Below are 23,751 nucleotides of genomic sequence, written 5' to 3' on the forward strand. Positions count from 1 at the left end.
AACCGGGCGCGGGCGGTTGTCACCCCGGCTGCGCTGACCTAAACGTGAACCAGGACCGCCCGACAAACCGCACATAAAAAGAAAAGGTGTCCCGCATGGCCGGCGACAAACAGAACCTTCAGGATGCGTTTCTGAACCATGTCCGCAAGGCCAAGGTCCCGGTCACCATCTTTCTGATCAACGGCGTCAAGCTGCAGGGCGTCATCACCTGGTTCGACAATTTCTGCGTGCTCCTGCGCCGCGACGGCCAGTCGCAGCTGGTTTACAAGCACGCGATCTCGACCATCATGCCGGGGCAGCCGATCAGCCTCTACGAAGGCGAGGACTGATCTTGCCCGAGGCGCACCAGACCGGCACCGCCCCCGCCCGCGCCTTTGTCATCCACCCCGACCTTGGCGATCGCCGCGACCAGCGCCGCTCGCCCGATCTGGCGCTGGAAGAGGCCGTGGCGCTGGCCCGCGCCCTGCCGGCGATCGAGGTGGTGGGCGCTGCGGTCGCGCGGCTGCGCAAGCCGGCGCCGGGGATGCTGTTTTCCTCGGGCAAGCTTGACGAGATGGGGGCCGAGATCGCCGCGGCCGAGGCCGATCTGGTGCTGATCGACGGCCCGCTGACCCCGGTCCAGCAGCGCAACCTGGAAAAGCACTGGGACGTCAAGATCCTGGACCGCACCGGGCTGATCCTGGAAATCTTCGCCGACCGCGCTCGCACGCGCGAGGGCGTGCTGCAGGTGGAACTGGCGGCGCTGTCCTACCAGCGCACGCGGCTGGTACGGGCCTGGACCCACCTTGAACGCCAGCGCGGCGGCTTCGGCTTCGTCGGCGGCCCGGGCGAGACCCAGCTCGAGGCCGACCGCCGCGCCATCGACGACCAGGTGGTGCGGCTGCGCCGGCAGCTGGAAAAGGTGGTGCGCACGCGCAGCCTGCACCGCGCCGCGCGGGCGCGGGTGCCCTATCCGATCGTGGCGCTGGTCGGCTATACCAACGCCGGGAAATCGACGCTGTTCAACCGCCTGACCGGGGCCGAGGTGCTGGCCAAGGACATGCTGTTCGCGACGCTCGACCCGACGATGCGGGCGATTCACCTGCCGTCGCCGGACGGCGAGGCGCGGGGGCGGCGGATCATCCTGTCCGACACCGTGGGCTTCATTTCGGACCTGCCGCACGAGCTGGTGGCGGCCTTCCGCGCCACGCTGGAAGAGGTGCTCGAGGCCGACCTGATCCTGCATGTGCGCGACATCTCGCACCCGGAAACCGAGGAACAAGCGGCGGATGTCGGCGACATCCTCGACGGGCTGGGGGTGGATGAGGACGTGGCGCTGATCGAGGTCTGGAACAAGATCGACGCGCTGTCGCCCGAAACCCGCGCCGCCCTGCGCCGCACCGACGCGCGCCGCGCCGACGTGCAGGCGGTCAGCGCCCTGACCGGCGAGGGGCTGCCCGACCTGATCGCCGCCATCGACCACCGGCTGGCCGAGGTGCTGAACGAACACCGCGAACCCGGGGTGGTGACGCTGGACCACGCCGACGGCCGCCGCCGCGCCTGGCTGCACGCCGCGGGGGTGGTGGAACGCGAGGAACCGGGCGCCAGCGGCACACGCCTGACCGTCCGCTGGACCCGCCGCCAGCGCGAGGCCTTCGAGGCGCTGGACGGCGACCAGCCGCGCCCCGACGATCTTGACCTGGACGACGAAGAGGAACCCCGCCGCCTCGGCGGCTGGGACCCGCTGGCCAACGACTAGGACGGCAGAGCGCGGCGGGCGCCAACGGGATCCTTTACTCGCAGAAAACCCGCTGCGGGAGCCGTCCGGCTGCCATTCTCACCGGCAGCTTGTGCCGCAGCGCCGGACCGGGACTCTGCCCCTTACGGGCTTCGCCCCTTTCTCGCTGAAAGGACCATCCAGCGGAAACGGTCGTTCCAGCGGAAACGGTCGTTCAGTTCTCGGGCGACGTCCGCGCAGCTGTTGCCCGGCACGAGCAGCTCCTTGCGGCAGTTCTTATGGATTGCTTTCTGATCCGCGCTTCTATTCCAGGCGCTCGAAAGCCCGGGGATATTTCCAGCCGGAAGCTCGGCGGACAGCCCCGTCTTCTGTCCCCAAATATCCCCGCCGGAGGCGTCGGAGCGGTGCCGCGGGCGCGGCGCCGAGGCCCTGTCGGACTTACTTGGCCATCATCTCTTCCTCGACCCGCATCCCGCCGACGACGCCCAGCGACTTGAGCTTGCGGTGCAGCGCCGAGCGTTCCATGCCGACGAATTGCGCGGTGCGGCTGATGTTGCCGCCGAAACGATTGATCTGGGCCAGCAGGTATTCGCGCTCGAACAGCTCGCGCGCCTCGCGCAGGGCCAGCGCGGTGATCTGGGGGCCAAGCGCCAGGGCCTCGCCGTTTTCGGGGGTGGCGCCCTGGGGTTCCAGTTCCGCGGGCTGGATCGGGCCGCTGCCCTCGCCCAGGATCAGCACCCGCTCGATCACGTTGCGCAGCTGGCGGATGTTGCCCGGCCAGCGCATCGCCTGCAGCGCCGCCACGGTTTCCTCGGGGATCGCGCGCAGCGGCAGCCCCTGGCCGGCGTGGAACTGCTCGACGAAATATTCGGCCAGCGCGGCGATGTCGTCGCGGCGCTCGGCCAGGCCGGGGACAGCCACCGGGACCACGTTCAGCCGGTCGTAAAGCTCCTGCCGGAAGCGGCCGGCGGCGATTTCGCTGCCCAGGTCGCGGGTGGTCGAGGAGATCACCCGCAGGTCCACGCGCACCTTGTCGGTGCCGCCGGCGCGCTGGAACTGCTGTTCGGTCAGCACCCGCAGGATCTTGGGCTGGGTGCCCAGCGGCATGTCCGCCACCTCGTCGAAATAGATCACCCCGCCATGGGCCTGTTCCAGCAGCCCCGGCTCGACCCCGCGCTCGGCCGATTCGCGGCCGAACAGCACCTCTTCCATCCGCTCGGGCTCGATGGTGGCGCAGGGGACGGCGACGAAGGGCCCTTCGGCGCGCGGCGACTGCGCGTGGATGTAGCGCGCCGCCAGCTCCTTGCCGGTACCCGGCTCGCCGGTCAGCATCACCCGCCCGTTCGAGCGCGCCACCTTGTCCAGGTTGTCGCGCAGCCGCCGGAACGGCGCGGACTGGCCCAGCATCTCGGCGGCGGCGGTTTCCTTTTTCTTCAGCTGCCGGTTCTCGCGGCGCAGGCGCGAGGTCTCCATCGCCCTTGTGATCACAACCATCAGCTGGTCGATGTTGAAGGGCTTCTCAATGAAATCATAGGCGCCCTGCTTGATCGCCGCGACCGCGATCTCGATGTTGCCGTGCCCCGAGATGATGACCACCGGCACCGAGGGGTTGTTGCGCTTGACCTGCTTGAGGATGTCGATCCCGTCCATCCGGCTGTCCTTGAGCCAGATGTCCAGGATCATCAGCGCCGGTTCCTCGGCATTGATCGCGGCCAGCGCCTCGTCGGCATTGGCGGCGGTCCGGGTCGCGAACCCCTCGTCGCCGAGAATATCGGCGATGAGTTCGCGGATGTCGCGTTCGTCGTCGACGATCAGAATGTCGCTCATTTGCCTGTCGCCTCTTCTGGTTTGTGTTTGCGCGATGGCGGCAGCCGCACCGGCTGGCGTTCGCGGGGCAATCGGATCTCGGCCATCGCGCCGCGGTGGCCGCTGGCATCGGGGGGCGCGTCGGCCAGCATCAGCGTGCCGCCGTGTTCCTCGACGATCTTCTTGACGATCGGCAGCCCCAGCCCCGTGCCGCCCTGTTTCAGCGTCACATAGGGCTCGAACAGCCGGCCGCGGTCCTCGGGCAGGCCGACGCCGTTGTCGCAGATGCGGATGGCGACGGCATCGGGGCGGGCGTCCAGCGTCACCTCGACCCGAGGCGTCCAGTCGCCGGGCGGGCGGTCGGCCAGCGCCTCGGCGGCGTTCTTCAGCAGGTTGGTGAAGACCTGCCCCATCATGCCCGCGTCGCAATCGACGATCACCGGCTGGGCGGGGATTTCGGCGGCGATCCCGCCCGAGACGGCATCCTGCTGCAGCACCACCGCCTCGCGCAGCAGCGCGGCGATGTCGGTCTCGCGGCGGTCGGGTTCCGGCATCCGGGCAAAGCGGCTGAACTCGTCCACGATGCGGCGCAGGTCGCTGGTCTGGCGGATGATCACGTCGGTGTATTGCGCCAGCGCCTCGCGGTCCTCGTCCGAGGAGGCCAGCTTGCCGAACTTGCGCCGGATGCGTTCGGCCGACAGCTGGATCGGGGTCAGCGGGTTCTTGATCTCATGCGCCACGCGCCTTGCCACGTCGCCCCAGGCGGCCATGCGCTGCGCGGTGACCAACTCGGTCACGTCGTCAAAGGCGATCACATAGCCCGCGACGCTGCCGTCCTCGGCCAGGCGCTCGGCCATGCGCACCAGCAGGCTTTCGATATGGCCGCCGCGGTGCAGCCGCACCTCGTCCTGCACGCTGTCGGCGACCGAGCCCTGCAGGCGCTGGAACAGCGGCTCGAACTCGGGCACCACCTCCAGCAGCGGCCGGTCGTCGGCGGCGTCGGGGGTCAGCGCCAAGAGCCGCAGGGCCGAGCGGTTGACGAAATCGATGCGCTGGTCCCTTCCCAGCCCGATCACCCCGGCGGTGACCGAGCTCAGCACGCTGTCGAACAGCCGTCGCTGGTCGTCGGCGGCGCGGTAGCTTTCCACCAGCTCGACCCGCTGGCGCTTGAGCGCCTCGGTCATGCGGTTGAAGCTGAGGCCGAGGGTCTGGATTTCATCCCCGGTGTCGGGGACGGGGACGCGCACGTCCAGGTCGCCCTCGCCCACCAGCTCGGACGCCGCCGCCAGCCGCCCGATGGGCCGGCTCAGCCGTTCGGCGAACCAAAGCCCCAGCCAGATCGCGCCTGCGACCAGCAGCAGCGCAAAGGCCAGATACAGCAGCGAGAACTCGAACAGCACCCGGCTGCGGGTCTGTTCCAGCCGCTGGTATTCGCCGACCGTGGCGCGGGTGTCGTCCAGCAGCCCCAGCAGGCTGCCGTCCACGTCGCGGGTAACGTAGAGATAGCGGTTCACCAGCCGGTCCAGCCGCACCAGGGCGCGGAACTCGTTGTTCTGCCAGTCCTCGACCAGCAGGATGCCGTCGCGGTCGACGATGCGGAACTGGTCCTCGGTCGGCTGCTCGTACCAGAAGCGATAGCTGCGGTCGCCGCGGGCGCGGATGTCGCCGGTGGCGTCGATGACATAGGCCTCGCGCAGGCCGCGCTGGATCAGGCCCTGCGCCTCGGTCAGCAGCCCGCGCAGGGTGCCGTCGTCCAGAAAGGGGGCGGCGCGGCCAGCGTCGTTCAGCACCCGCGCCAGCAGATTGGCGTCCGAGGTCAGGTCGCGGCGGTGTTCGTCCTGATAGGCCTCGGCCGCCGACAGCGAGGTCGCGACCACCTGTTGCACCCGGCTGGAAAACCAGCCTTCAAGCCCGATATTCACCGTCAGCCCGGCGAACAGCGCCACCAGCACCGTCGGCACCAGCGCCAGCGCGGTAAAGACGCCGACCAGCCGCATGTGCAGCCGCGAGCCGGCGGTCGCGGCCTTGCGCGCGGCCAGGATCGCCGCCATCCGCCAGCCGACCATTCCGGTCAGCAGCAGGATATAGACCAGATCGGCCAGCAGGATCAGCCGCAGCCCGGTGCTGTCGGCCTGTCCCGACAGCGGCCCCATCACCCCATAGGTCGCCACCGCCAGCACCGGCCCCAGCACAGCGAGAGACAGCGTCGCCGCGTTCTGCACGCGCCGCTGCCGGCGCAGCCGCGCCAGCCTTTCCCATGATCGTCCCGCAAGGGCGTATGCCACCACCTGCCGCCTCGCCTTTGTTTCCGCGCCGCTGTTGCCGCGGCGTTGCTGTTGCACGGGAGTTACGGAGTCCTGTGCCCTCTGTGACGCTTTTACATCACACGACGGCGCCGTGTCACCTGGATATCGAGCTCTGCGATCTTCTTGCGCAGGGTATTGCGATTCAGCCCCAGCAATTCGGCGCAGCGCAGCTGGTTGCCGTTGCAGGCATCCAGTGCGATCTGGATCAGCGGCCGTTCGGATTCGCGCATGATCCGGTCGTAAAGCCCGGGCGGCGGCAGGTCGTTGCCATGCAGGTCGAAATAGCGCTGCAGATGCTGCTCCACGGTCTCGGCCAGCGGCTGGCTGGGGTCGGGGCGGGGGGCGCGGGGTGCGGTGCGGGTGGCGGCCAGGGCGGCGGCGACCTCGGTCGCCTCGATGCGCGGGGCCCGGGCGGTCAGGGACAGGCGGCGCAGCAGGTTGTCCAGCTCGCGCAGGTTGCCGGGGAAGAGATGGGCCCGCAGCAGCTCCAGCGCCGCGGGGGAAAGCTCGCGCGCCTGCCCGCCGGCACGTTCCAGCATCAGCCGCGCCAGCGCGGGCAGGTCGTCCAGCCGCTCGCGCAGCGGCGGCAGCGCCAGCACCGCCCCGGCCAGCCGGTAGTAGAGTTCCGGGCTCAGCCGCCCGGCGGCGATGTCGGCCAGCGGATCGGGGCCGGTGGTGGCGACCAGCCGCGGCGAAGCCCCCCCGGCGGGCGGCGCGTCCAGCAGCACCGCCAGCCGCAGCTGCGTGGCCGGGTCATGCGCGGCCGGGTCCTCGACGATCAGCGTGCCGCCCTGCGCCTCGGCCAGCCGGGCTGCCAGCGTCTCGGGCGGGTCGCCGGGCACCAGCGTGACCAGAGGCCCGCCGCGGCGTTCGCCCAGCATGTGCAGGGCGCGGGCCAGGGTGCTGCGCCCGGCCCCGGGCTCGGCCGCGATGACGATGGGCAGGTCGGTGGCCACCACCCGCGCCACCTCGCGGAACAGCGCCTGCATGGCGGGGGTGGCGCCGATCAGCGCGGCGCCGTCGGGCGCGGCAGGGGCGGCGACCGGGGGCGGCGTCGGAGCGGCGGGTGTGCGCTGCCGGCGGCGTTCCAGCCCCGCCCGCACCCGCGCCATCAGCTCGGGCAGGTCGAAGGGCTTGGGCAGGTAGTCGAAGACCGCGGCCTCGGTCGCGCGGATCGCGGTCACGATCGAGTTCTGCGCCGAGATCACGATCACCGGCAGGTCGGGGCGGGCGCGGGCGATGGCGGGGATCAGGTCCAGCCCGTTGCCGTCGGGCATCATCACGTCGGTGATGACCAGATCGCCCGCGCCCTCCTCGACCCAGCGCATCAACTGCGCCAGGCTGCCGGTGGCGTGGACGCGGCAGCCGGCGCGGGTCAGCGCCTGCGTCAGCACGATGCGGATGCCGCGGTCGTCGTCGGCGATCAGCACGGTCCCGTCCATCAGCCGCCCCCCTTGCCCGCCTGCGGCAGCGACACCCGCAGCACCGTCCGCCCGGGGCGGCTTTCGGCGCGGATCAGCCCGCCGTGGTCGGTGACGATCTTGCCGGCCAGCGCCAGCCCCAGCCCGGTGCCGTTCTCGCGCCCCGAGACGAAGGGCTCGAACACCTGGTCGGCGATGCGGGGCGGGATGCCGGGGCCGTCGTCCTCGATTTCAAGCTGGATGGGCAGGGGGGTGCCGTCCGGGTTGCGCAGCGCGCCGTCCCAGGCGGTGCGCAGGCGGATCGTGCCGGGAACCGCGCCGGGGGCGCCGGAGATCGCCTGCACGGCGTTCTGCAACAGGTTCAGCGCCACCTGCATGATGCGGTCGGGATCGGCCAGCGCCGGGGGCAGCGATGGGTCATAGTCGGTCACGATCCGCAGCCCCGCGTCCCCGTCGGCCAGCAGGATGCTGCGCCGGGCACGTTCCAGGATATCGTGGATGTTCACCGCCTGCAGCCGCGGGGGCGAGGTGTCCCCGAAACGCTCGACCTCGTCCAGCAGCGCCACGATGCGGCGGCTTTCGGCGACGATCAGATCGGCAAGCTCGCGGTCGTCGGGGGACAGGTCGGTGGCCAGCAGCTGCGCGGCGCCGCGGATGCCCGCCAGCGGGTTGCGGATCTCATGCGCCAGCATCTCGGCCATGCCGATGGCGCTGCGGGCGGCGCGCCGCGGCATGGCGGCGTCGCCCGTCGCCGCGGGCAGGATCGCCGCGACCACGCCGCCGCCCGGCAGCGCGCACAGATGCACCGCCGCCTGCCGCGTGGTCCAGCGGTCGGCGCGGTCGCTGGTCTGGAACTGCACGGCGGCGTGCAGCACCGGCTCGTCCGCGGCCGCTGCCTGTGCGACCAGCGCCCCCAAGCCGGGATCGGTGCGCAGTCGCGCGATCAGGGCGCGGTCCTCGGGCGCCAGCCCCCGCACCCCGGTCGAGGACAGGTTCAGCCATTCCTCGGCCGCCTCGTTGAGGCTGGCCCAGCGGCCCTCGGCGTCGAAACAGGCGACCGGCAGCGGCAGCGATTCCAGCGCCAGCGCGGGATCGGGGACAGGCGCGGCGGCAAGGGGCGCGCTCATGCGGCGCGGGCCTCGGCCCCGCAAAAGACGGCGCGGATCGCGGCGCGTGCGGCCTCGGGCGAGGCTGCCGCCATCAGCGCGGCGCGGGCCTGCGCCGCGTCCTCCAGGTCCGAGGCGGCCAGATACCAGCCCAGATGCTTGCGCGCGACCCGCAGGCCAAGGTCGCGGCCGTAATGGGACAGGATGTCGGCGTGGTGGTCGGCGACCGCCTCGGCCAGCGCGGCGCCGCGCGGGATCACCGGCGCGGGCGCGCCGTGGTTCGCCGCCGCGATCTCGGCCAGCCGCCAGGGCGCGCCTTGCGCACCGCGTCCCACCATCACCGCATCGGCCCCCGACAGCGCCCGGGCAGTGCGGGCCGAGGCCGCATCCACCACGTCGCCGTTGGCGACCAGCGGCAGGTCCGGCACCGCCGCGCGCACGGCGCTTATCGCGGCCCAATCGGCGCTGCCGGTGTAGAACTTCGCCCGCGTCCGCCCGTGGACGGCGATCATCCGCACGCCCGCATCGCGGGCGCGGCGGGCCAGATCGGCCGCGTTCAGGCAGTCCGCGTCCCAGCCCAGCCGCATCTTCAGCGTGACCGGCAGCGGTGCCACCGCCTCCACCACCGCCTCGATCAGCGACAGCGCCCGGTCGGGTTCGCGCATCAGCGCGGCGCCCGACAGCCCGCCGGTGACCTTGCGCGCCGGGCAGCCCATGTTGATATCGATGATCCCCGCGCCCATCCCGGCCACGATCCGCGCGGTTTCCGCCATCGGCCCCGGCTCGCGCCCGGCGATCTGGACGCTGACCGGCACCAGGTTTTCCTCGATCATCGCCTTCGCCCGCACCGAGGCGCGGGTCGAGGGGCGCGGCGTCACCATCTCGGTCGAGGCGACCATTTCGCTGACCACCAGCCCGGCGCCGTGGCGGGCGACGGCGCGGCGGAACGGCAGGTCGGTGATCCCGGCCATCGGGGCCAGGAACACCGGCGGGCCCAGCCGGGCGTCGCCTAGGCAAAGCGGTTCTTCGGTCATGCGCAGCGGGGACCCTGTGCGGGAATCGCCGCACAATGCCCGATTTCCCGGCCATCCGCAAATCCTGCTGCCCCGCTGCTGGGATCAGCGCCGCCACGCCCCCGGGGTCAGCAGCGCCAGGATCGCCAGCATCTCGAGCCGCCCGGCCACCATCGCCGCCGCCAGCACCGCCTTGGTGGCTGGCGCCAGCCCGGCCCAGCCCTGCCAGGGTGATCCGGCAATGCCGACGCTGCCCTCGTAGACCGGGATCAGGGGGATCGCCTCGGCCAGCGGGCCGGTGTTGGTCAGCGCCGCGACGCTGAGGATGGTGGCGGTTTCCAGCGTGACCGCGCGCAGCGACACCAGCGCGATCGTGGCCATGATCGACATGGCAAACACCATGAAGAAGATGAAGGCGAGATAGGCCCCCGGCCCGCGCAGCCGCCGGATTACCGGCCCGCCGCCGGCGACCGAGGCGGGGTGCACGATCTTGTCCAGCTCGCGCCGCGCGTGCAGCGCCAGGGCAAAGACCCGCAGCAGCTTGACGCCGCCGGCGGTGGTGGCGACGCCGCCGCCCATGATCGCCAGCCCCGCCAGCATCAGCCCCGGCGCGGTCAGCCCGGCCCAGGCGCGCGCGCCTTCCCACTGGATCGAGGTCCAGCCGGTGGTGGTCAGGAACGACAGCGCGGTGAACAGGCTGCCCCAGGCCGCCCCCGCCGCCCGCGCCAGCCCGCCGCCGACGTCGGGGGCCGCGGGTTCGGGCGCCAGCACCGGCTGGAACTCGGCCAGGAAGGCGCCCAGGAACGGCCGCAGCACCAGCGTCAGCGTGACCAGCGCCACCAGCCCGGCCGCCACCCGCAGCTCGGGGTCGTGGCGCAGCCGGGCGGTGGTGCGCAATTCGTCACCCCCCGGCCAGGCGCGGCGGCTGAGCGCGGCCAGCAGGAACAGCGCCACCAGCGCCTCGGCCGCGATGCCGCCGGTGCTGCCCACCGGGCGCGCATCCATCCCGATGCCGCTGGTCGACAGCGTGCCCATCGCCCGCAGCAGCGCCCCCAGCGCGCCCTGGCCGGTGACGACCAGCCCGGCCCACAGCGCCACCGTCAGCCCGGCATAGACCGGCGCGATCGCCATCCCCCAGCGGATCAGCCGCCGCGCCGGATCCTTCATATGCTCATCACGACCGGGGCGCATTTCAGCGCTCGCGGTGCCGCCGATGCGGTCGAAACGCTCGTCGCTGCCGGTCGAGCGGTCCATGATCTCGAAACCGCCGACCCGCATCGGCGCCATCAGCGCGATGGCGGCGGTCAGGATGAACAGCCCGCCCAGCCAGCCCAGGATGCCGCGCCACAGATGCAGGGTCGGGGCCACCAGCTCGGCCGCGTAAAGCGAGGCGCCGGTGGTGGTCAGGCAGGACAGCATTTCCCACCAGGCGTTGAAGAGCCCCGTGTCCGGCATGGCGGCCGCAAAGGGCAGCGCCGCCGGCAGCGGCAGGGCCGCGAACACCCCCAGCAGCGTCACCAGCACCCCGCGCGACAGCGGCGCCTCGGGGGCGGCGGCGGTGGCGATGCCCAGCATCAGCCACAGCACCAGCAGCCCCGCGCCCGAGGCGGCAAAGATCAGCGCCAGCCGGCGCTCGCCCACCGCCTCGGCATGGGCGGCGGGGATCAGCATGGCCAGCGCCAGCACCAGCCCCGCGATCACCAGCACCGGCAGGCGTCCCAGCAGCCGGTCCATCAGAACCAGTCGGCCGAGACCTGCAACAGGCGCTCGACCTCTTCGATGTCGCCGGACAGGGCGAAGATCAGCACCAGGTCGCCCTGGTCGATGCGGGTGTCGGGGCGGGGCTTGAGGATCACGCCCTGTTTCTCGACCGCGGCGACCAGCGCGCCCCGGGGCAACTGGATCTCGCGCACCCGCTGCCCGGCCAGCGCCGAGCCGGGCAGGACCTGCGCCTCGATCAGCTCGGCCTCGGAATCGCCCAGGGCGTAGACGTCGCGGACCCGGCCGCGGCGGATATGGCGCAGGATCGAGGACACCGTGACCGCGCGCGGGCTGATCAGCCCGTCGATCCCCAGGTTCGCGGCCAGCGGCATCAGCGTGGTGTCGTTGATCAGCGCATCCACCATCCGCGCCCCGGCCTGCTTGGCGCGCACCGCGGCCAGCAGGTTGGTGCGGTCGTCGGCGGTCAGCGTCAGCACCGCATCGGCGCGCGGCACGCCCGCCTCGGCCATCAGGTCGGCGGCCATGCCGTCGCCGTGCAGCACCACCGTGCGTCGCAGCGCCTCGGCCGCGGCCTCGGCCCGGTCGCGGTCGCGCTCGATCAGCTTCAGCGAGATGCCGGGCCGCGCATCCAGCGCCCGCGCCACCGCCAGCCCGATATTGCCGCCGCCGATCAGCACCACCCGTTCCACCGGGCGCGAGGGCAGGCCGAAGATGTCCAGCGTCCGCGCCACGTCCTCGACCGCCGCCACCACATAGGCGTGATCGCCCGCATGCAGCTGGTCGTTCGGCTCGGGCGCGAAGAAGCGGCCGGCGCGGCGCAGCCCCACCACCACCGCCCGCAGCCCGAAGAAGGTCTGGTCCAGATGGCGCAGCGGCGTGTTCAGGATCGGGCAGTTCTCGGTCAGCGCCATGGCCAGCAGCCGGACCCGCCCCTCCATGAAGGTTTCGGTGTCCAGCGTGGTCGGCACGTCCAGCCGCGACAGCGCCGCCAGCGCGACCTCTTGTTCCGGGCTGATCACCACGTCGATCGGCAGGTTCTGCGCCTGGTAGAGATCGGCGTATTGCGGCAGCAGATAGGCATGGCCGCGCAGCCGGGCAAAGCGGCGCGGGACCGAGAACAGCGCATGGGCGACCTCGCAGGCGACGATGTTCACCTCGTCGCTGGCGGTGGCGGCGATCAGCAGGTCGCAATCCTCGGCCCCCGCGCTTTCCAGCACGTCGGGGTGGCTGGCGTGGCCGGTGATTCCCTGCACGTCCAGCGCGTCGTTGGCCTGCTGGATCAGCCGCTCGTCGCGGTCGATCAGCACGATGTCATGTCGTTCGCGCGAAAGCTGCCGGGCGATCTGCCAGCCGACCTGTCCCGCGCCGCAGATGATGATCCGCATGAACCCGCCCCGCGGTGGAACCCGAAGTGCAAGCCATAGGCCCCCCGGCGCGGCGCGGCAATGGGGGGCGCAAATGGCGGGGCAGGAAGGGGAGGCCGCGGCGCGGTCCCGCGCCGAGGGCCGAGATCCGAGGCGGTGCCGTTCGCGTGGGCCGCCGACCCGCTGCTTGGGGGCGGAGGGATGGATGGGGCTGGTGCAGGGGCGCTGCCGCGTCTCTCCTGTGCGTGCGAGCTGAGCGGTGCGCAGCGTTGACATCCAGCGCATGTCTCCATCTCTCTCGCGCCCGCCAGCGAGTTGAACGGCGTCGGGCAGGTGCAAGTGATTGTGCGCATCTGCAACCGCCTGTCGCGCGCGCACGCGAGCTGAGCTTCGCCGATTTCCATTCCCTAGAAATTACAAGCAGCCCCCACTCGCGCGCGCGCGCGAGCCGAGCGGCGCGCACCACCCGAGCCGCCGCCCAGCCCATCGCCCCCACTCGCGCGCGCGCGAGCCGAGCGACCAGCATGACCGGCGCGCGCGGTGACAGGGTGGGCCCCCACTCGCGCGCGCGCGCGAGCCGAGCATCTCAGCCGCGGCCCAGTCCCAGATATTCAACCTCCACTCGCGCGCGCGCGAGTGGAGCGACTCGCCTTGACGGTGATTTCTACATGGCTACCGCCCCCACTCGCGCGCGCGTGAGCCGAGCGGTCCCGCCCGTGAAGATCCAGTGCGCAGAGGCCCGCCCCCAACTCGCGCGCGCGAGCCGGGCGGGGTTCCCATCACCCGCGCCGCCGCTGGTGTTTGCCGCCCCCTCGCGCTCGCACGCGAGCCGAGCGGACAGCGCCGAGAAGATGGACACTCTGACGCGGAGCAGCCACCACCGCCCGCGAACCGAGCGACCAGCAGTGCGGCGCTATGCAGGAAGATGCGCGCCGCCTCTCGCCCGCGCCGACGATTCGAGCGCCGACGACTACATGATTGGGGCGTCAGGCACGGCGCCGCTCGTGCGCGTCCGTGAGCTAAGTGGGCAGATCTTCCCATACACCGCGCAGCCAAGCCGCCGGCCGCACGCACTCGCGAGTTGCGCGGGCGATCGACGCCATCTAGGACCCGGAGGCCCCGCCGCCGCCTGCACGCGCCCCCGAGTTGCGCAACCCCCGTTCGGTTTGAACCAATGACCAGAGGAAGCCGCCCCGCACCCGCCCAGTGGCCGAGGGACGGCGTGCGGGCCGAGACACCGTATTACGGTTCGCGCAGGGCGCGACCGAGCTGGTCGGTCAGCGGCTGCAGCAGATAGGAAAGCGGGCTGCGCGAGCCGGTCTGGAAATGGACCTCGACCGGCATTCCGGGAATCAGTGCGCCCTCGTTCGGCTGGTCGGGCCCGGGGGGCGGTATCGTCACCTCGGCGCGGTAGAACTGCTGCCCGGTCGCCGGGTCCGTCACCACGTCGGCCGAGATGCGCTCGACCCTTCCCTCGATCGGCGGCTGGCGGGCGGGGGCGCCGGGCAGGCGCAGCACCGCCGGCTGGCCCGGCGCGATATGGCCGATCCGGGCCGGGGGGATCCGGGCGGCGATCACCGGCGGCCGGTCCAGCGGAACCAGCGACAGCACCGGCTCGGCCGGCCGCAGCACCGCGCCGGGCGCGGGCGCGCGCAGCTGGTGCACCACGCCCGCCACCGGGGCGCGGATCTCCAGCCGGGCGATCTGGGCGGCCAGCGCCTGGCGGCGCTCGGCCAGCTCCAGCTCGCGCGGGGCCAACTGGCGCAGCTCGGCCTCGGCGGCTTCGCGGCGCTCAGCGGCCGCCTTCAGCCTGGCGATGCCGATTTCGGTCAGCCGGGTGCCGGCTTGGGCATGCTGGGACTGCATCTCTCCGATCAGCCCGGCCAGCCGCGCCTGTTCGCGTTCCAGCGCCAGCACCCGCGCGGCCGGGGTCAGCCCGCGTTCGAGCAGGCTGCGCTGGGCGGAAAGCTCCTGCCCGATCAGCGCCTGCTGGTCGCGCAGCGCCTGGGCCTGCGCCTCGATCCCGGAAATCTGGTTGCGGACCTGTTGCGACTGCTGGTCCCATTGCCCACGGGCCTGCGCCAGCGTCTCGCGGCGGCTGGAAAACAGCCGTGCCTGCCCTTGCATCAGCGCCGCGATTTCCGGGCGTGTGGCCGCGGCCAGCGTCAGCTCGGCGGGAAAGCCGATGTCGGGGCGATCGGCGCGCTCGGCCTCGAGCCGGCCGCGCCGGGCCAGCAGCTCGAAATACTGCGCCTCGACGATGACAAGTTCGCTGCGGGGCAGGGTGCCGTCGAGGCGAAGCAGCAGATCCCCCGCCGCGACGAGCTGGCCGTCGCGGATGGCGACGGTCTCGACCACGCCGCCGACAGGATGCTGGAGGGTGTGGTTGTGCCGCTCGACCTCGACCTGGCCCGGGGCGATGATCGCGCCGGCGATCCGGGCGGCGACCGCCCAGCTGCCGAAGCCGCCGAGCAGCAGCACCAGCCCGACCAGCCCCAACCACAGCGCGCCGCGGGCCGAGCGGCGGTGGGGCACAGCAGCCGCAGGCGTCCGGGCGCTGGGGCCAATCACCGCCACCGGGGCGCGGCCCAGGGCGGTTTCCGGCGGCATGGCAGCGGGAGGAGGGATCATGCCGCACCCCCGCCAGAGGCGCGGCGGGCTGTGGCGCTGCGCGGGGCCCTGCCCAGAACCTCGTCGCGCGGGCCGAAGGCGGTCTGCCGACCCGCATCCATCCGCAGCAGCAGCTCGCAATCGGCGATGGCGGCGGGGCGGTGGGCGATGATCACCACCGCGCCCGCCCGCGACTTCACCGCGCGGATGGCCAGGTTCAGCGCCGCCGCCCCCTCGGCGTCGAGATGCGAATCCGGCTCGTCCAGGATCAGCAGCACCGGCTGTCCGTAAAGCGCGCGGGCGAGACCGATGCGCTGGACCTGCCCGCCCGAAAGCGGCGCCCCCGCCTGGGTCAGCGGGGTGTCATAGCCCTGCGGCAACCCCAGGATCATCCGGTGCGCCCCGGCCGCGACGGCCGCGCGCACCACCGCTGCAGGGTCGGGCTGCGGCGACAGTCGCGCGATGTTTTCCGCCACGGTGCCGTCGAACAGCGTCACCCGCTGCGGCAGATAGCCGATCAGCCCGCCCAGCGTGTCGGGGTCGTACTGATCCAGCGCCGCGCCATCCAGCCGGATCGCGCCCGCCGCCGGCCAGGTGCCGGTCAGGGCGCGCGCCAGCGTCGACTTGCCCGCGCCCGAGGGGCCGATCACCCCCAGCGCCTGCCCCGGCGCCAGCGAGAACCCGATGCCGCGCAGCGCGCGCAGATCCTGCCCCGGGGGGATGAGGGCGAGATTCGTCACCTCCAGCCGCACGGCCGGGCGGGGCAGGGGGGTGCGGGGAACCGGCGGCGGGTGCCGGGACAGCAGCTGCCCCAGCCGGTCCCAGCCGTCCAGCGCCCGCTGCACCGCCGACCAGCCGGCGACCAGCTGGTCGACCGGGGCGAGCGCCCGCCCCATCAGCACCGAGCTGGCGATCATCGCGCCCGGGGTCAGCTGATGTTGCAGCACCAGCCAAGCGCCGGCCGCGAGCAGCGCCGATTGCAGGAACAACCGGAAGCTGCGGGAAAACACCGTGAACCCGGCGCCGCGATCCAGCGCCACCAGCGCGGCATCGGCCATGCGTTCGCGGGCGTGGCGCCAGCGCGCGAGACTGGCCCCGCGCATTCCCAGCGCGCCAATCAGCTCGCCCTCGTCGCGGTAAAGCGTGGCGAGGCGGTCGGCGTCATGCTCGGCCGCGGCGGCGGCGCGCAGCGGCGCGCGGCTCTGCCAGCGGTTGAGCCAGCTGGCCGCCACCAGCACCAGCCCGCCCAGCGTCGCGACCCCGCCCAGCAGCGGGTGGAACAGATAGAGCCCGGCCAGGAACAGCGGCGCCCAGGGCAGGTCGAACAGTGCCAGCGCCAAGGGCGAGGCCAGCAGCTGCCGCAGCGAATCAAGGTCGCGCAGCCCGGCCGCGGGCGCGCCCCCTTGCGCCAGTGCCGCCTGAAAGACCCGTGGTTCAAGCCGGTCCTGCAACCGCAGTGCGATCCGCGCCATCACCCGGCTGCGCGCCAGGTCGATCACCCCCAGCATCAGGAACAGAAAGCTCACCAGCAGAAACAGCGCCGCCAGGGTCGGACCCGAGCGGCTGGCCAGCACCCGGTCATAGACCTGCAGCATGAACAGCGGCCCGGTCAGCGCCAGCAGGTTGACCGCCACGGAAAACACCGCGACCGCCGCCAGCAGCCCGGGGCTGCCCGCACGCGCCGCGCGCAGCTCGGCAAAACCGTCGTGCCATTCCCCGCCCACGCGCACGCCCCCTTGTTCAGCGCGGTTGCCGTGGCAGCCGCCCCTGTCTATCCCCGGGAAAGCAGCGCCGGGCTGGCCGCAGACGGCCGCCGGCACCGCTGATTCGTGTTCTCGCACGAAAAGATTGAGGAGAAGTTGATGCGCGCTGCCCCGCTTTTGCTGAGTCTGGCCCTTGCCGGCTGCGCCTCGGCGCCTCCGGGCGAGATCGCGGACCCGTTCGAGCCGATGAACCGCCGGGTCCACGGCTTCAACAAGTCGCTGGATGCGGCGGTGCTGCGGCCGGTGTCGCAGGCGCTGGCCAGCGGCCAGCCCGCCGAGGGTCCCGGCGCCGTGGAGATGATCGGCAATTTCGGCGCGAACCTGGCGCTGCCGGGCAAGGTGGTCAACAGCCTGCTGCAGGGCCGCCCCGAGCCCGCGGCCCGCAACATGTTCCGCTTCATGGTCAATTCGACGCTGGGCATCGGCGGGCTGTTCGACCTGGCGACCGAGGATTTCGACCTGCCCGAGGTCGATACCGATTTCGGCGAGACCCTGCATGTCTGGGGGGTTCCGGCCGGCGCCTATCTGGAACTGCCGGTGCTGGGCCCCTCGACCCAGCGCGATCTGGTCGGCGACATCGTGGACGTGCTGCTGATCGACCCGCTGGATGGCGTGGTGCACCGGGACGTGCGGCGCGCCGGGCTGGCGGCGCGGGTGCTGTCAAAAGCGGGTGAGCGGGCGCAATTCGGCTCGACCCTGGACTCGGTTCTGCACGAAAGTGCCGACAGTTACGCGCAGACGCGGCTGCTGTACACGCAGCACCGCCAATATGAGCTGAACGAGGAAGGAGAGGTCATTGACCCGTATTCCGACGAATAGCACCCGCCGCGGGATCCTGGGGCTGATCGGGGGCGGCGCGGTCTGGGCCGCGATGCCGGCCCATGCGCTGAACGGCAACCAGGCGGTGGCGCTGGTCAGCGCCACGGTCCAGGAGGTGCTGGCCACCGTCAACTCGGGCCGGCCGGCGGCGCAGCTGTACCCGGCCTTCGAGCGGATCTTCACCCGCCGCGCCGACATCGACGCGATGGCGCGGGCGGCGCTGGGACCGGCGGCGCGCCAGCTGGGCGCGCAGGAGTTCGCCGCCTTCCGGCAGGCAATGTCGGGCTATGTCTCGCGCAAATACGGAAAACGTTTCCAGGAGTTCCTGGGCGCGCGGATCGAGATCGGCGCGGCGCGGCAGCTCAAGTCCTTCTGGACGGTGGATTCCACCGCCTATCTGCGCGGCCAGACCCCGACCAAGGTCGAGTGGCATGTCTCGGACCGCAGCGGGCAGGCGCGGTTCTTCAACCTGATCATCGAGGGGGTGAACATGCTGGCCTCGGAGCGCGAAGAGATCGGGGCGATGCTGGCCCGCCGCCGCGGCGACGTGCGCGGGCTGATCGCGGATCTGCAACGGGCGGGGTGAAGCGGTCGCGCTGCTTCGGCCGGGCATGGCCGGAGGTCCAGATGCGGGACCCGCTGCCGTGATTACATGAAAAAGCCCCGCCGTGGCGGGGCTTTTTCATTTGGGGTCGGCAGCTGTGGCGACCCGGCGCAGGGGCCTCCGTGCCCGGGGGCGTCAGTTGGTGCCGGTGATCCCGCGCAGGGCTTCGGTCAGGGCGTCGTTGACCGCGCGCTCGGTGGTCAGGTTCGCCGACGCCTCTCCGGCAAGGGCCTCGGCAAGGGCGGCGCCGACGGCGGCGGCCTGTGGGGCGCCGCTGGCCTGCGGGCCGCCGACCAGCGCCTCGGCCAGGGCGGCCCCCGCCGCCGCGGCCTCGCTGCGGGGCGTGGGCGAAGAGCTGACCGTGGAGCCGGGGCTGCGCGGCGCGCGGGCGGGCGGCGGGGCGGCGCCGACCGGCGACGGCGTCAGCGGCGTCGCCTGCACCGGCACCGGCGCCGGGACCGGCGCGGCCGGGGTGGGGGTGGGGGCCGGGTTGGCGGCCTGGGGGTCGAGCAGCTGCATCTGGTCGGACGGCGGCGCCGCGCCGGGGCCCATCGCCTCGGCCAGCGCGGCCGACAGCGGATCGTCCGAGCCGTCGGGCATGGTCACCGCGACCGGAGGCGGGGCATCGGCGGGTACCGCGCCGCCGTAATCGCCGCCCACCGGCTGCGCCGCCGCCACCGCCGCGGCCAGCGCCGCCGCCAGCGGGTCGTCCGAATCGGCCGACACGATGTCGCTGGCCACGATCATGCTGCCGCCGCCGTCGGGTGCGACCACATCCAGCGGATTGGCCGGCAGCCCCTCGTGGATCTCCTCCATCACCGCCTGCCAGATCTCGGCCGGCAGCCCGCCGCCGGTCACCCCGGACAGCGGCGTGTTGTCGTCGTAGCCCATCCAGACGCCGGTCACATACTGCTCGGTAAAGCCGATGAACCAGGCGTCGCGATAGGACGAGGTGGTGCCGGTCTTGCCAGCGACCTCGCGCCCGGGCAGCCTTGCGCGGGTGCCGGTGCCGCTTTCCACCACCTGCTTCATCATCCAGATCAGCTCGGACGCCGCCTTGGTCGAGATCACCCGCTGCCCCATGCCGCCGGCCTGCCCGATCAGGGGCTTGTCGTCGCCCTTGATGCGCAGCTCGACCAGCCCATAGGGGCGCACGGCGGTGCCGCCGTTGCGGATGCCGGCATAGGCGCCGGTCATTTCCAGCAGCGTGGTTTCCGACACCCCCAGCCCCATCGAAGGCCCTGCGGTCAGGTCATGGGCAAAGCCGAAATCGCGGGCCACCCGGCGGACGTTTTCACGCCCCACCGCCTCTTGCAGGCGGATGGTCGAGGTGTTGATCGACTTGGCCAGCGCCGTGGTCAGGGTGATCTGGCCCAGGTGGTTGCGGGTGTAGTTCTTGGGCGTCCAGGGCTTGGAGCCCTTGATGTGGATGGTGATCGGCGCGTCCAGGATGGTGTCGTTGGGCGAGAACCCCTGGTCCAGCGCCGCCGCATAGACAAAGGGCTTGAAGGCGGAACCCGTCTGCCGCTTGGCCTGGGTCGCGCGGTTGAAGGTGCCCGCGGCGGTGGTGTCGCGCCCGCCGATCATCGCGCGCACCGCGCCGTCGGCCGACATCACCACCACGGCCGCCTGCGCCTGCGATCCGTCCTTGACCTTTTCCTCGAACACCCGCTTCAGCGCCCGTTCGGCCTGGCGCTGGATGGTCTGGTCGAAGGTGGTGGTGATGGTCACGTCCTCGGTGGTTTCCGAGGTCAGGAAGCCCGGCCCCGATTCCATCACCCAGTCGGCGAAATACCCGCCGGCGCGGGCGGCGGCGGCCTTGGACAGCACCGCCGGATTGGCCTTGGCCTGGGCGAACTCTGTGTCGGTCAGATAGCCCTGATCATGCATCAGCCCGAGGATGACCCCGGCCCGGTCCTGCGAGCGCTGCAGGTTCGAGGTGGGCGAGAAATAGCTGGGCGCCTTGAGCAGCCCGGCCAGCATCGCGGCCTCGGCCGGGGTCACCTCGGCCGCGGACTTGCCGAAATAGCGCTGTGCCGCAGCCTCGAACCCACGGGCGCCGGCGCCCAGATAGCTGCGGTTCATGTAGATGTTGAGAATGTCGGACTTGGAATATTTCGCTTCCAGGGCAAGGCTGTAGGGGACTTCCTTGACCTTGCGCCACAACGAGCCGACCCGGCAGGATGCTTCGTATTCGGCCTCGTCCTTCCATTTGATCGGATCGAACCCCTCACCCAGGCACAGGAGCTTGGAGACCTGCTGGGTGATGGTCGAGCCGCCGTGCCCCGACAGCGCGCTGCGCCCCTGCGACAGGTTGATGCGGATGGCGCCGGCGATGCCGCGCGGGTCGATGCCGAGATGGCTGTAGAAGCGCTTGTCCTCGGTCGCGACCACGGCGTTGCGCAGATGGGGCGAGATCTGGTCGGCGCTGACGGTGTTGTAGGTCTCGCCCCGCCAGGCGAAGACCCGCCCCTCGCGGTCGAGCATGGTGACCGAGCCGCGGGCGCGCGCGTCGAACAGCGCCTGCGGGTCGGGCAGGGTGGAATAGTAATAGGCGACGGTCAGCCCCAGGATCAGCGCCAGCGCCAGCCCGGTGCGCCAGAATGCGCCCCAGATCACCCGCCAGACCAGCGACACCGCCCCCGCCACCCCGCGGGTGACGAAGTTCCCGCGCCGGGGCTTCTTCGGCGCCGGCTTGGCGCGGCGCGCCGCCTGTTGCGGCGGCAGCCCGCCGCCGGCCGCAGCAGGGCCCTGCGGGGACGAGGGGGCGGCATAGCGCTTGTCGGCGGCGATGCGCCGGGACCGTTCGGGTGTCTTCATGCCTGCATCCTGGGACCGTTTCTGGGCCTTTTTCCGGGAACCACATATAGCACGACAAATGATTTAGAAACGATTACCGCGCGCCGGTGACCGAGACGTGACCCGGTGGGCAAGCTGCTGCCGATGGGCAGGCGCCGCGCGAGGTGGCGCGGTCGCAGGGGTATTTGGGCCAGAAAGAAGTCCTGGCGGGGGTTTTCCCGGGCCGAGGGGCGGTTCAGGCGACGCGGGCGACGACGAAATCGGCCAGTTCGGCCAGCAGCTGGCGGATCTCGCCCTCGGGCAGCGCGTCCAGCGACTGCCGGGCGCCGGCAGCCCAGGACAGTGCATCGGCGCGCGCAGCCTCGATCGCGCCGTGGCGGGCGAGGATCGCCAGCGCCTGGTCGAGGTCGCCGTCCTGCTGGTCGCCCTTTTCGATGGTGCGCTGCCAGAACTCGCGTTCCCCGGCATCGGCCTGCGCCACCGCCTTGATCACCGGCAGGGTCAGCTTGCGCTCGCGGAAATCGTCGCCGACGTTCTTGCCGATGGTCTCGGCCGCACCGCTATAGTCGAGGATGTCGTCAACGATCTGGAAGGCGATCCCCAGCGCGTCGCCATAGTCGTAAAGCGCCTGCACCTGCGCGGGCGGGGCGCCGGCGATCACCGCGCCCACCTCGGTCGCGGCGGAAAACAGCGCCGCGGTCTTGCCGCGGACCACCTGCAGATAGACCGCCTCGTCGGTGCCGAGGTCCTGCGCGGCGGTCAGCTGCAGCACCTCGCCCTCGGCGATCACCGCCGAGGCGTTGGAGAGGATCTCCATCACCCGCAGGTTGCCGGTCTCGGTCATCAGCTGGAAGCTGCGGGCGAACAGATAGTCGCCGACCAGCACGCTGGACTTGTTGTCCCACAGCAGGTTGGCGGTGGGGCGGCCGCGGCGCTGGCGGCTTTCGTCCACCACGTCGTCGTGCAGCAGGGTGGCGGTGTGGATGAACTCGACCGTGGCGGCCAGCAGGTGGTGATGCGTGCCGCGGTAGCCCAGCATCCTTGCCGCGGCCAGCGTCAGCATGGGGCGCAGGCGCTTGCCGCCGGCCTCGACCAGATGCGCGGTCACCTCGGGGATGCGGGGGGCGTGGCGGCTTTCCATCCGGCTGCGGATCAGGGCGTTCACGGCCTCCATCTCGGGGGCGAGCAGGGTCGACAGCCGGTCCAGCGGCTTGGCCACGGTTTCGTTCACACCCATGAAGATACCCCTTTCGCGTCCCGTTTCCGCACCCGTTCCACGCCTGTGCTGCCATGCGTCTTGCGCGATTGCCCATTGCCACGGCGTGGACAGTTGCGCAACTGCGCCCTAGCTTGCGGGGATGAAGGAAGTCCTGCGCACCACCGATCCGCTGACCATCACTCGCGCCAGCGGCCTGCTGGAGGCCGAGGGAATCGTCGCGTTCCAGTTCGACCAGCACATGAGCGTGCTGGAGGGCTCGATCGGGGTGCTGCCGCGGCGGCTGATGGTGGCGGACCGCGATCACTTCATGGCGGCCTCCATCCTGCGCGACCACGGTATCGGATGAACGGCGCGACCACCCGGGACGACGGGTTCCTGGGCGGGCGGCTGGTGCTGCGCCAGCCCGCCCGCGGCTATCGCGCCGGCACCGATGCGGTGATGCTGGCCGCCGCCTGTCCCGCGCGGCCGGGCGAGCGGGTGCTGGAACTGGGCTGCGGGGCAGGGGTGGCGCTGTTCTGCCTGGGCGCGCGGGTGCCGGGCGTGGCGCTGACCGGGCTTGAGCGGCAGGAGGAACTGGCGGCGCTGGCGCGGCATAACGTCGCCGCGACCGGCATCGCGGCGCGGATCGTGACCGGCGATCTGGCGCAGATGCCGGCGGCGCTGCGGGCGGAAAGCTTCGATCACGTCATCGCGAACCCGCCGTTCTTTGCCAGCGGCACCCGCGCGCCCGATGCGGCCCGCGCCGCCGCCCGGCACGAGGACACCGCGCTGGAATCCTGGATCGACGCCGGGTTGCGGCGGCTGCGGCCGGGGGGCGGGCTGACGCTGATCCACCGGGCCGAGGCGCTGGACCGCATTCTGGTGGCGCTGGCCGGGCGGGCGGGGGCGGTATCGCTGCTGCCGCTGGCCGCGCGGCAGGGCCATGACGCGGGCCGGGTGATCGTCACCGCGCGCAAGGGCGCCCGCGGCGGGCTGCGGCTGCACGCGCCCTTTGTCCTGCACGCCCGCCCCGCCCATGAACGCGACTGCGAGGACCTGAGCGCCGCCGCCCGGGCGGTGCTGCGCGACGGCGCCGCCATCGTCGCCGGGGCCGAAAGGGAACGCGAGGTTTCGGGTGACAGCGGCGCCGAAACATGCTGCACTGATTCCATCGACCCATAGCAGGAGGATCGAATGTCGGTTCAGTCGCATGTCGCGGAACTGCGCAGAAAACACCAGCATCTTTCGGAGGAAGTCGAGCGCGCGCAACGCGCTCCGGGCTCGGACGACCTGTCGATCGCGGCGATGAAAAAGGAAAAGCTGCGGCTCAAGGAAGAGATCGAGCGGCTGTCGAACTGAGCGCCGGGCCGCGCCCCCGCGTACTGATCGGGGGCCCGGCGTCCGGGCCGGGGGGTATCGGAGGGGGATCGGCCGCGTGCCGGTCCCCTTCTTGATTCCCTTCGGTCCGATTCCCCGCTGCGGGTCGGGCCGGTGTGGCGGGAA

General features: G+C 71.9%; 17 protein-coding genes and 1 pseudogene. 7 read left to right on the plus strand and 11 right to left on the minus strand.

The features are described from left to right. Positions 1–95: 95 nt before the first annotated feature. Positions 96–329 (plus strand): RNA chaperone Hfq, encoded by a 234-nt coding sequence (gene hfq, locus RSP45_RS15310; RefSeq protein WP_020949330.1) that lies wholly within the window; start codon positions 96–98, stop codon positions 327–329. A gap of 2 nt (positions 330–331) precedes the next feature. Then, a complete protein-coding gene (gene hflX, locus RSP45_RS15315) occupies positions 332–1,738 on the plus strand; it encodes a GTPase HflX (RefSeq protein ID WP_415392591.1) in 1,407 nt (468 codons plus the stop codon). A gap of 417 nt (positions 1,739–2,155) precedes the next feature. Here the strand turns inward: hflX and RSP45_RS15320 are convergent, their stop codons facing one another. The 9 genes from RSP45_RS15320 to RSP45_RS15360 all read right to left on the minus strand — a co-directional run bounded on the left by RSP45_RS15320 (position 2,156) and on the right by RSP45_RS15360 (position 16,789). Next, positions 2,156–3,544, minus strand: coding sequence for a sigma-54-dependent transcriptional regulator (locus RSP45_RS15320; protein ID WP_415392592.1), 1,389 nt, complete (start codon positions 3,542–3,544; stop codon positions 2,156–2,158). Further along, positions 3,541–5,808 carry an ATP-binding protein gene (locus RSP45_RS15325; RefSeq protein WP_415392593.1) on the minus strand — a complete coding sequence of 756 codons (2,268 nt, stop codon included), beginning with the start codon at positions 5,806–5,808 and terminating at the stop codon, positions 3,541–3,543. The genes RSP45_RS15320 and RSP45_RS15325 overlap by 4 nt, the downstream gene beginning before the upstream one ends. A 92-nt stretch (positions 5,809–5,900) precedes the next feature. Next, on the minus strand, positions 5,901–7,271 hold the full coding sequence (locus RSP45_RS15330; protein WP_415392594.1) for a response regulator: 1,371 nt from the start codon (positions 7,269–7,271) through the stop codon (positions 5,901–5,903). Continuing rightward, complete coding sequence (locus RSP45_RS15335; protein WP_415392595.1) at positions 7,271–8,377, minus strand: two-component system sensor histidine kinase NtrB; 1,107 nt, start codon at positions 8,375–8,377, stop codon at positions 7,271–7,273. The genes RSP45_RS15330 and RSP45_RS15335 overlap by 1 nt, the downstream gene beginning before the upstream one ends. Then, positions 8,374–9,390, minus strand: a complete 1,017-nt coding sequence (gene dusB / locus RSP45_RS15340; protein ID WP_415392596.1) for a tRNA dihydrouridine synthase DusB — start codon at positions 9,388–9,390, stop codon at positions 8,374–8,376. Before dusB ends, RSP45_RS15335 begins: the two co-directional genes overlap by 4 nt. An 84-nt stretch (positions 9,391–9,474) precedes the next feature. Beyond that, positions 9,475–11,103, minus strand: coding sequence for a TrkH family potassium uptake protein (locus RSP45_RS15345; protein WP_415392597.1), 1,629 nt, complete (start codon positions 11,101–11,103; stop codon positions 9,475–9,477). Continuing rightward, the gene (gene trkA, locus RSP45_RS15350; protein ID WP_073064114.1) at positions 11,103–12,476 is read right to left on the minus strand and encodes a Trk system potassium transporter TrkA; all 1,374 of its coding nucleotides are present in this window, start codon (positions 12,474–12,476) and stop codon (positions 11,103–11,105) included. Before trkA ends, RSP45_RS15345 begins: the two co-directional genes overlap by 1 nt. 1,221 nt (positions 12,477–13,697) lie before the next feature. Beyond that, entirely contained in the window at positions 13,698–15,086 is a 1,389-nt protein-coding gene (locus RSP45_RS15355; protein ID WP_415392598.1) for an HlyD family type I secretion periplasmic adaptor subunit, read from the minus strand. Then, entirely contained in the window at positions 15,083–16,789 is a 1,707-nt protein-coding gene (locus tag RSP45_RS15360) for a type I secretion system permease/ATPase (protein ID WP_415392599.1), read from the minus strand. The genes RSP45_RS15355 and RSP45_RS15360 overlap by 4 nt, the downstream gene beginning before the upstream one ends. 138 nt (positions 16,790–16,927) lie before the next feature. Between RSP45_RS15360 and RSP45_RS15365 the strand changes: the two genes are divergently transcribed. Both RSP45_RS15365 and RSP45_RS15370 read left to right on the plus strand, forming a co-directional pair. Beyond that, complete coding sequence (locus tag RSP45_RS15365) at positions 16,928–17,647, plus strand: VacJ family lipoprotein (RefSeq protein ID WP_415392600.1); 720 nt, start codon at positions 16,928–16,930, stop codon at positions 17,645–17,647. Then, positions 17,625–18,233, plus strand: a complete 609-nt coding sequence (locus RSP45_RS15370) for an MlaC/ttg2D family ABC transporter substrate-binding protein (RefSeq protein WP_415392601.1) — start codon at positions 17,625–17,627, stop codon at positions 18,231–18,233. The genes RSP45_RS15365 and RSP45_RS15370 overlap by 23 nt, the downstream gene beginning before the upstream one ends. A gap of 777 nt (positions 18,234–19,010) precedes the next feature. On the opposite strand, the pseudogene RSP45_RS15375 reads toward RSP45_RS15370, so the two are convergent. Both RSP45_RS15375 and RSP45_RS15380 read right to left on the minus strand, forming a co-directional pair. Further along, a pseudogene (locus RSP45_RS15375) lies at positions 19,011–21,071 on the minus strand (transglycosylase domain-containing protein); the annotation flags it as partial. Positions 21,072–21,285: 214 nt separating this feature from the next. Next, positions 21,286–22,287 carry a polyprenyl synthetase family protein gene (locus RSP45_RS15380; protein WP_415392602.1) on the minus strand — a complete coding sequence of 334 codons (1,002 nt, stop codon included), beginning with the start codon at positions 22,285–22,287 and terminating at the stop codon, positions 21,286–21,288. A gap of 121 nt (positions 22,288–22,408) precedes the next feature. On the opposite strand from RSP45_RS15380, the gene RSP45_RS15385 reads away from it, so the two are divergent. Genes RSP45_RS15385 through RSP45_RS15395 form a run of 3 tightly spaced genes read left to right on the plus strand, consistent with a single transcriptional unit; the run spans position 22,409 to position 23,607 of the window. Beyond that, entirely contained in the window at positions 22,409–22,615 is a 207-nt protein-coding gene (locus RSP45_RS15385; RefSeq protein WP_073064125.1) for a DUF2007 domain-containing protein, read from the plus strand. Beyond that, on the plus strand, positions 22,612–23,430 hold the full coding sequence (locus RSP45_RS15390; RefSeq protein ID WP_415392603.1) for a tRNA1(Val) (adenine(37)-N6)-methyltransferase: 819 nt from the start codon (positions 22,612–22,614) through the stop codon (positions 23,428–23,430). The genes RSP45_RS15385 and RSP45_RS15390 overlap by 4 nt, the downstream gene beginning before the upstream one ends. 12 nt (positions 23,431–23,442) lie before the next feature. Next, positions 23,443–23,607 carry a YdcH family protein gene (locus tag RSP45_RS15395; protein ID WP_073064131.1) on the plus strand — a complete coding sequence of 55 codons (165 nt, stop codon included), beginning with the start codon at positions 23,443–23,445 and terminating at the stop codon, positions 23,605–23,607. The last annotated feature ends 144 nt before the right edge of the window (positions 23,608–23,751 follow it).

It is taken from the genome of Paracoccus sp. SJTW-4, assembly GCF_047716885.1.
Lineage (GTDB): Bacteria > Pseudomonadota > Alphaproteobacteria > Rhodobacterales > Rhodobacteraceae > Paracoccus > Paracoccus solventivorans.

Coding starts and splice junctions, on each gene's coding strand:
- RSP45_RS15355 (WP_415392598.1), bottom strand. CDS start 15,086: ATGATCCCTCCTCCCGCTGCCATGCCGCCGGAAACCGCCCTGGGCCGC.
- RSP45_RS15345 (WP_415392597.1), bottom strand. CDS start 11,103: ATGGACCGGCTGCTGGGACGCCTGCCGGTGCTGGTGATCGCGGGGCTG.
- dusB (WP_415392596.1), bottom strand. CDS start 9,390: ATGACCGAAGAACCGCTTTGCCTAGGCGACGCCCGGCTGGGCCCGCCG.
- RSP45_RS15385 (WP_073064125.1), top strand. CDS start 22,409: ATGAAGGAAGTCCTGCGCACCACCGATCCGCTGACCATCACTCGCGCC.
- hfq (WP_020949330.1), top strand. CDS start 96: ATGGCCGGCGACAAACAGAACCTTCAGGATGCGTTTCTGAACCATGTC.
- RSP45_RS15330 (WP_415392594.1), bottom strand. CDS start 7,271: ATGGACGGGACCGTGCTGATCGCCGACGACGACCGCGGCATCCGCATC.
- RSP45_RS15390 (WP_415392603.1), top strand. CDS start 22,612: ATGAACGGCGCGACCACCCGGGACGACGGGTTCCTGGGCGGGCGGCTG.
- RSP45_RS15395 (WP_073064131.1), top strand. CDS start 23,443: ATGTCGGTTCAGTCGCATGTCGCGGAACTGCGCAGAAAACACCAGCAT.
- trkA (WP_073064114.1), bottom strand. CDS start 12,476: ATGCGGATCATCATCTGCGGCGCGGGACAGGTCGGCTGGCAGATCGCC.
- RSP45_RS15335 (WP_415392595.1), bottom strand. CDS start 8,377: ATGAGCGCGCCCCTTGCCGCCGCGCCTGTCCCCGATCCCGCGCTGGCG.
- RSP45_RS15380 (WP_415392602.1), bottom strand. CDS start 22,287: ATGGGTGTGAACGAAACCGTGGCCAAGCCGCTGGACCGGCTGTCGACC.
- RSP45_RS15365 (WP_415392600.1), top strand. CDS start 16,928: ATGCGCGCTGCCCCGCTTTTGCTGAGTCTGGCCCTTGCCGGCTGCGCC.
- RSP45_RS15320 (WP_415392592.1), bottom strand. CDS start 3,544: ATGAGCGACATTCTGATCGTCGACGACGAACGCGACATCCGCGAACTC.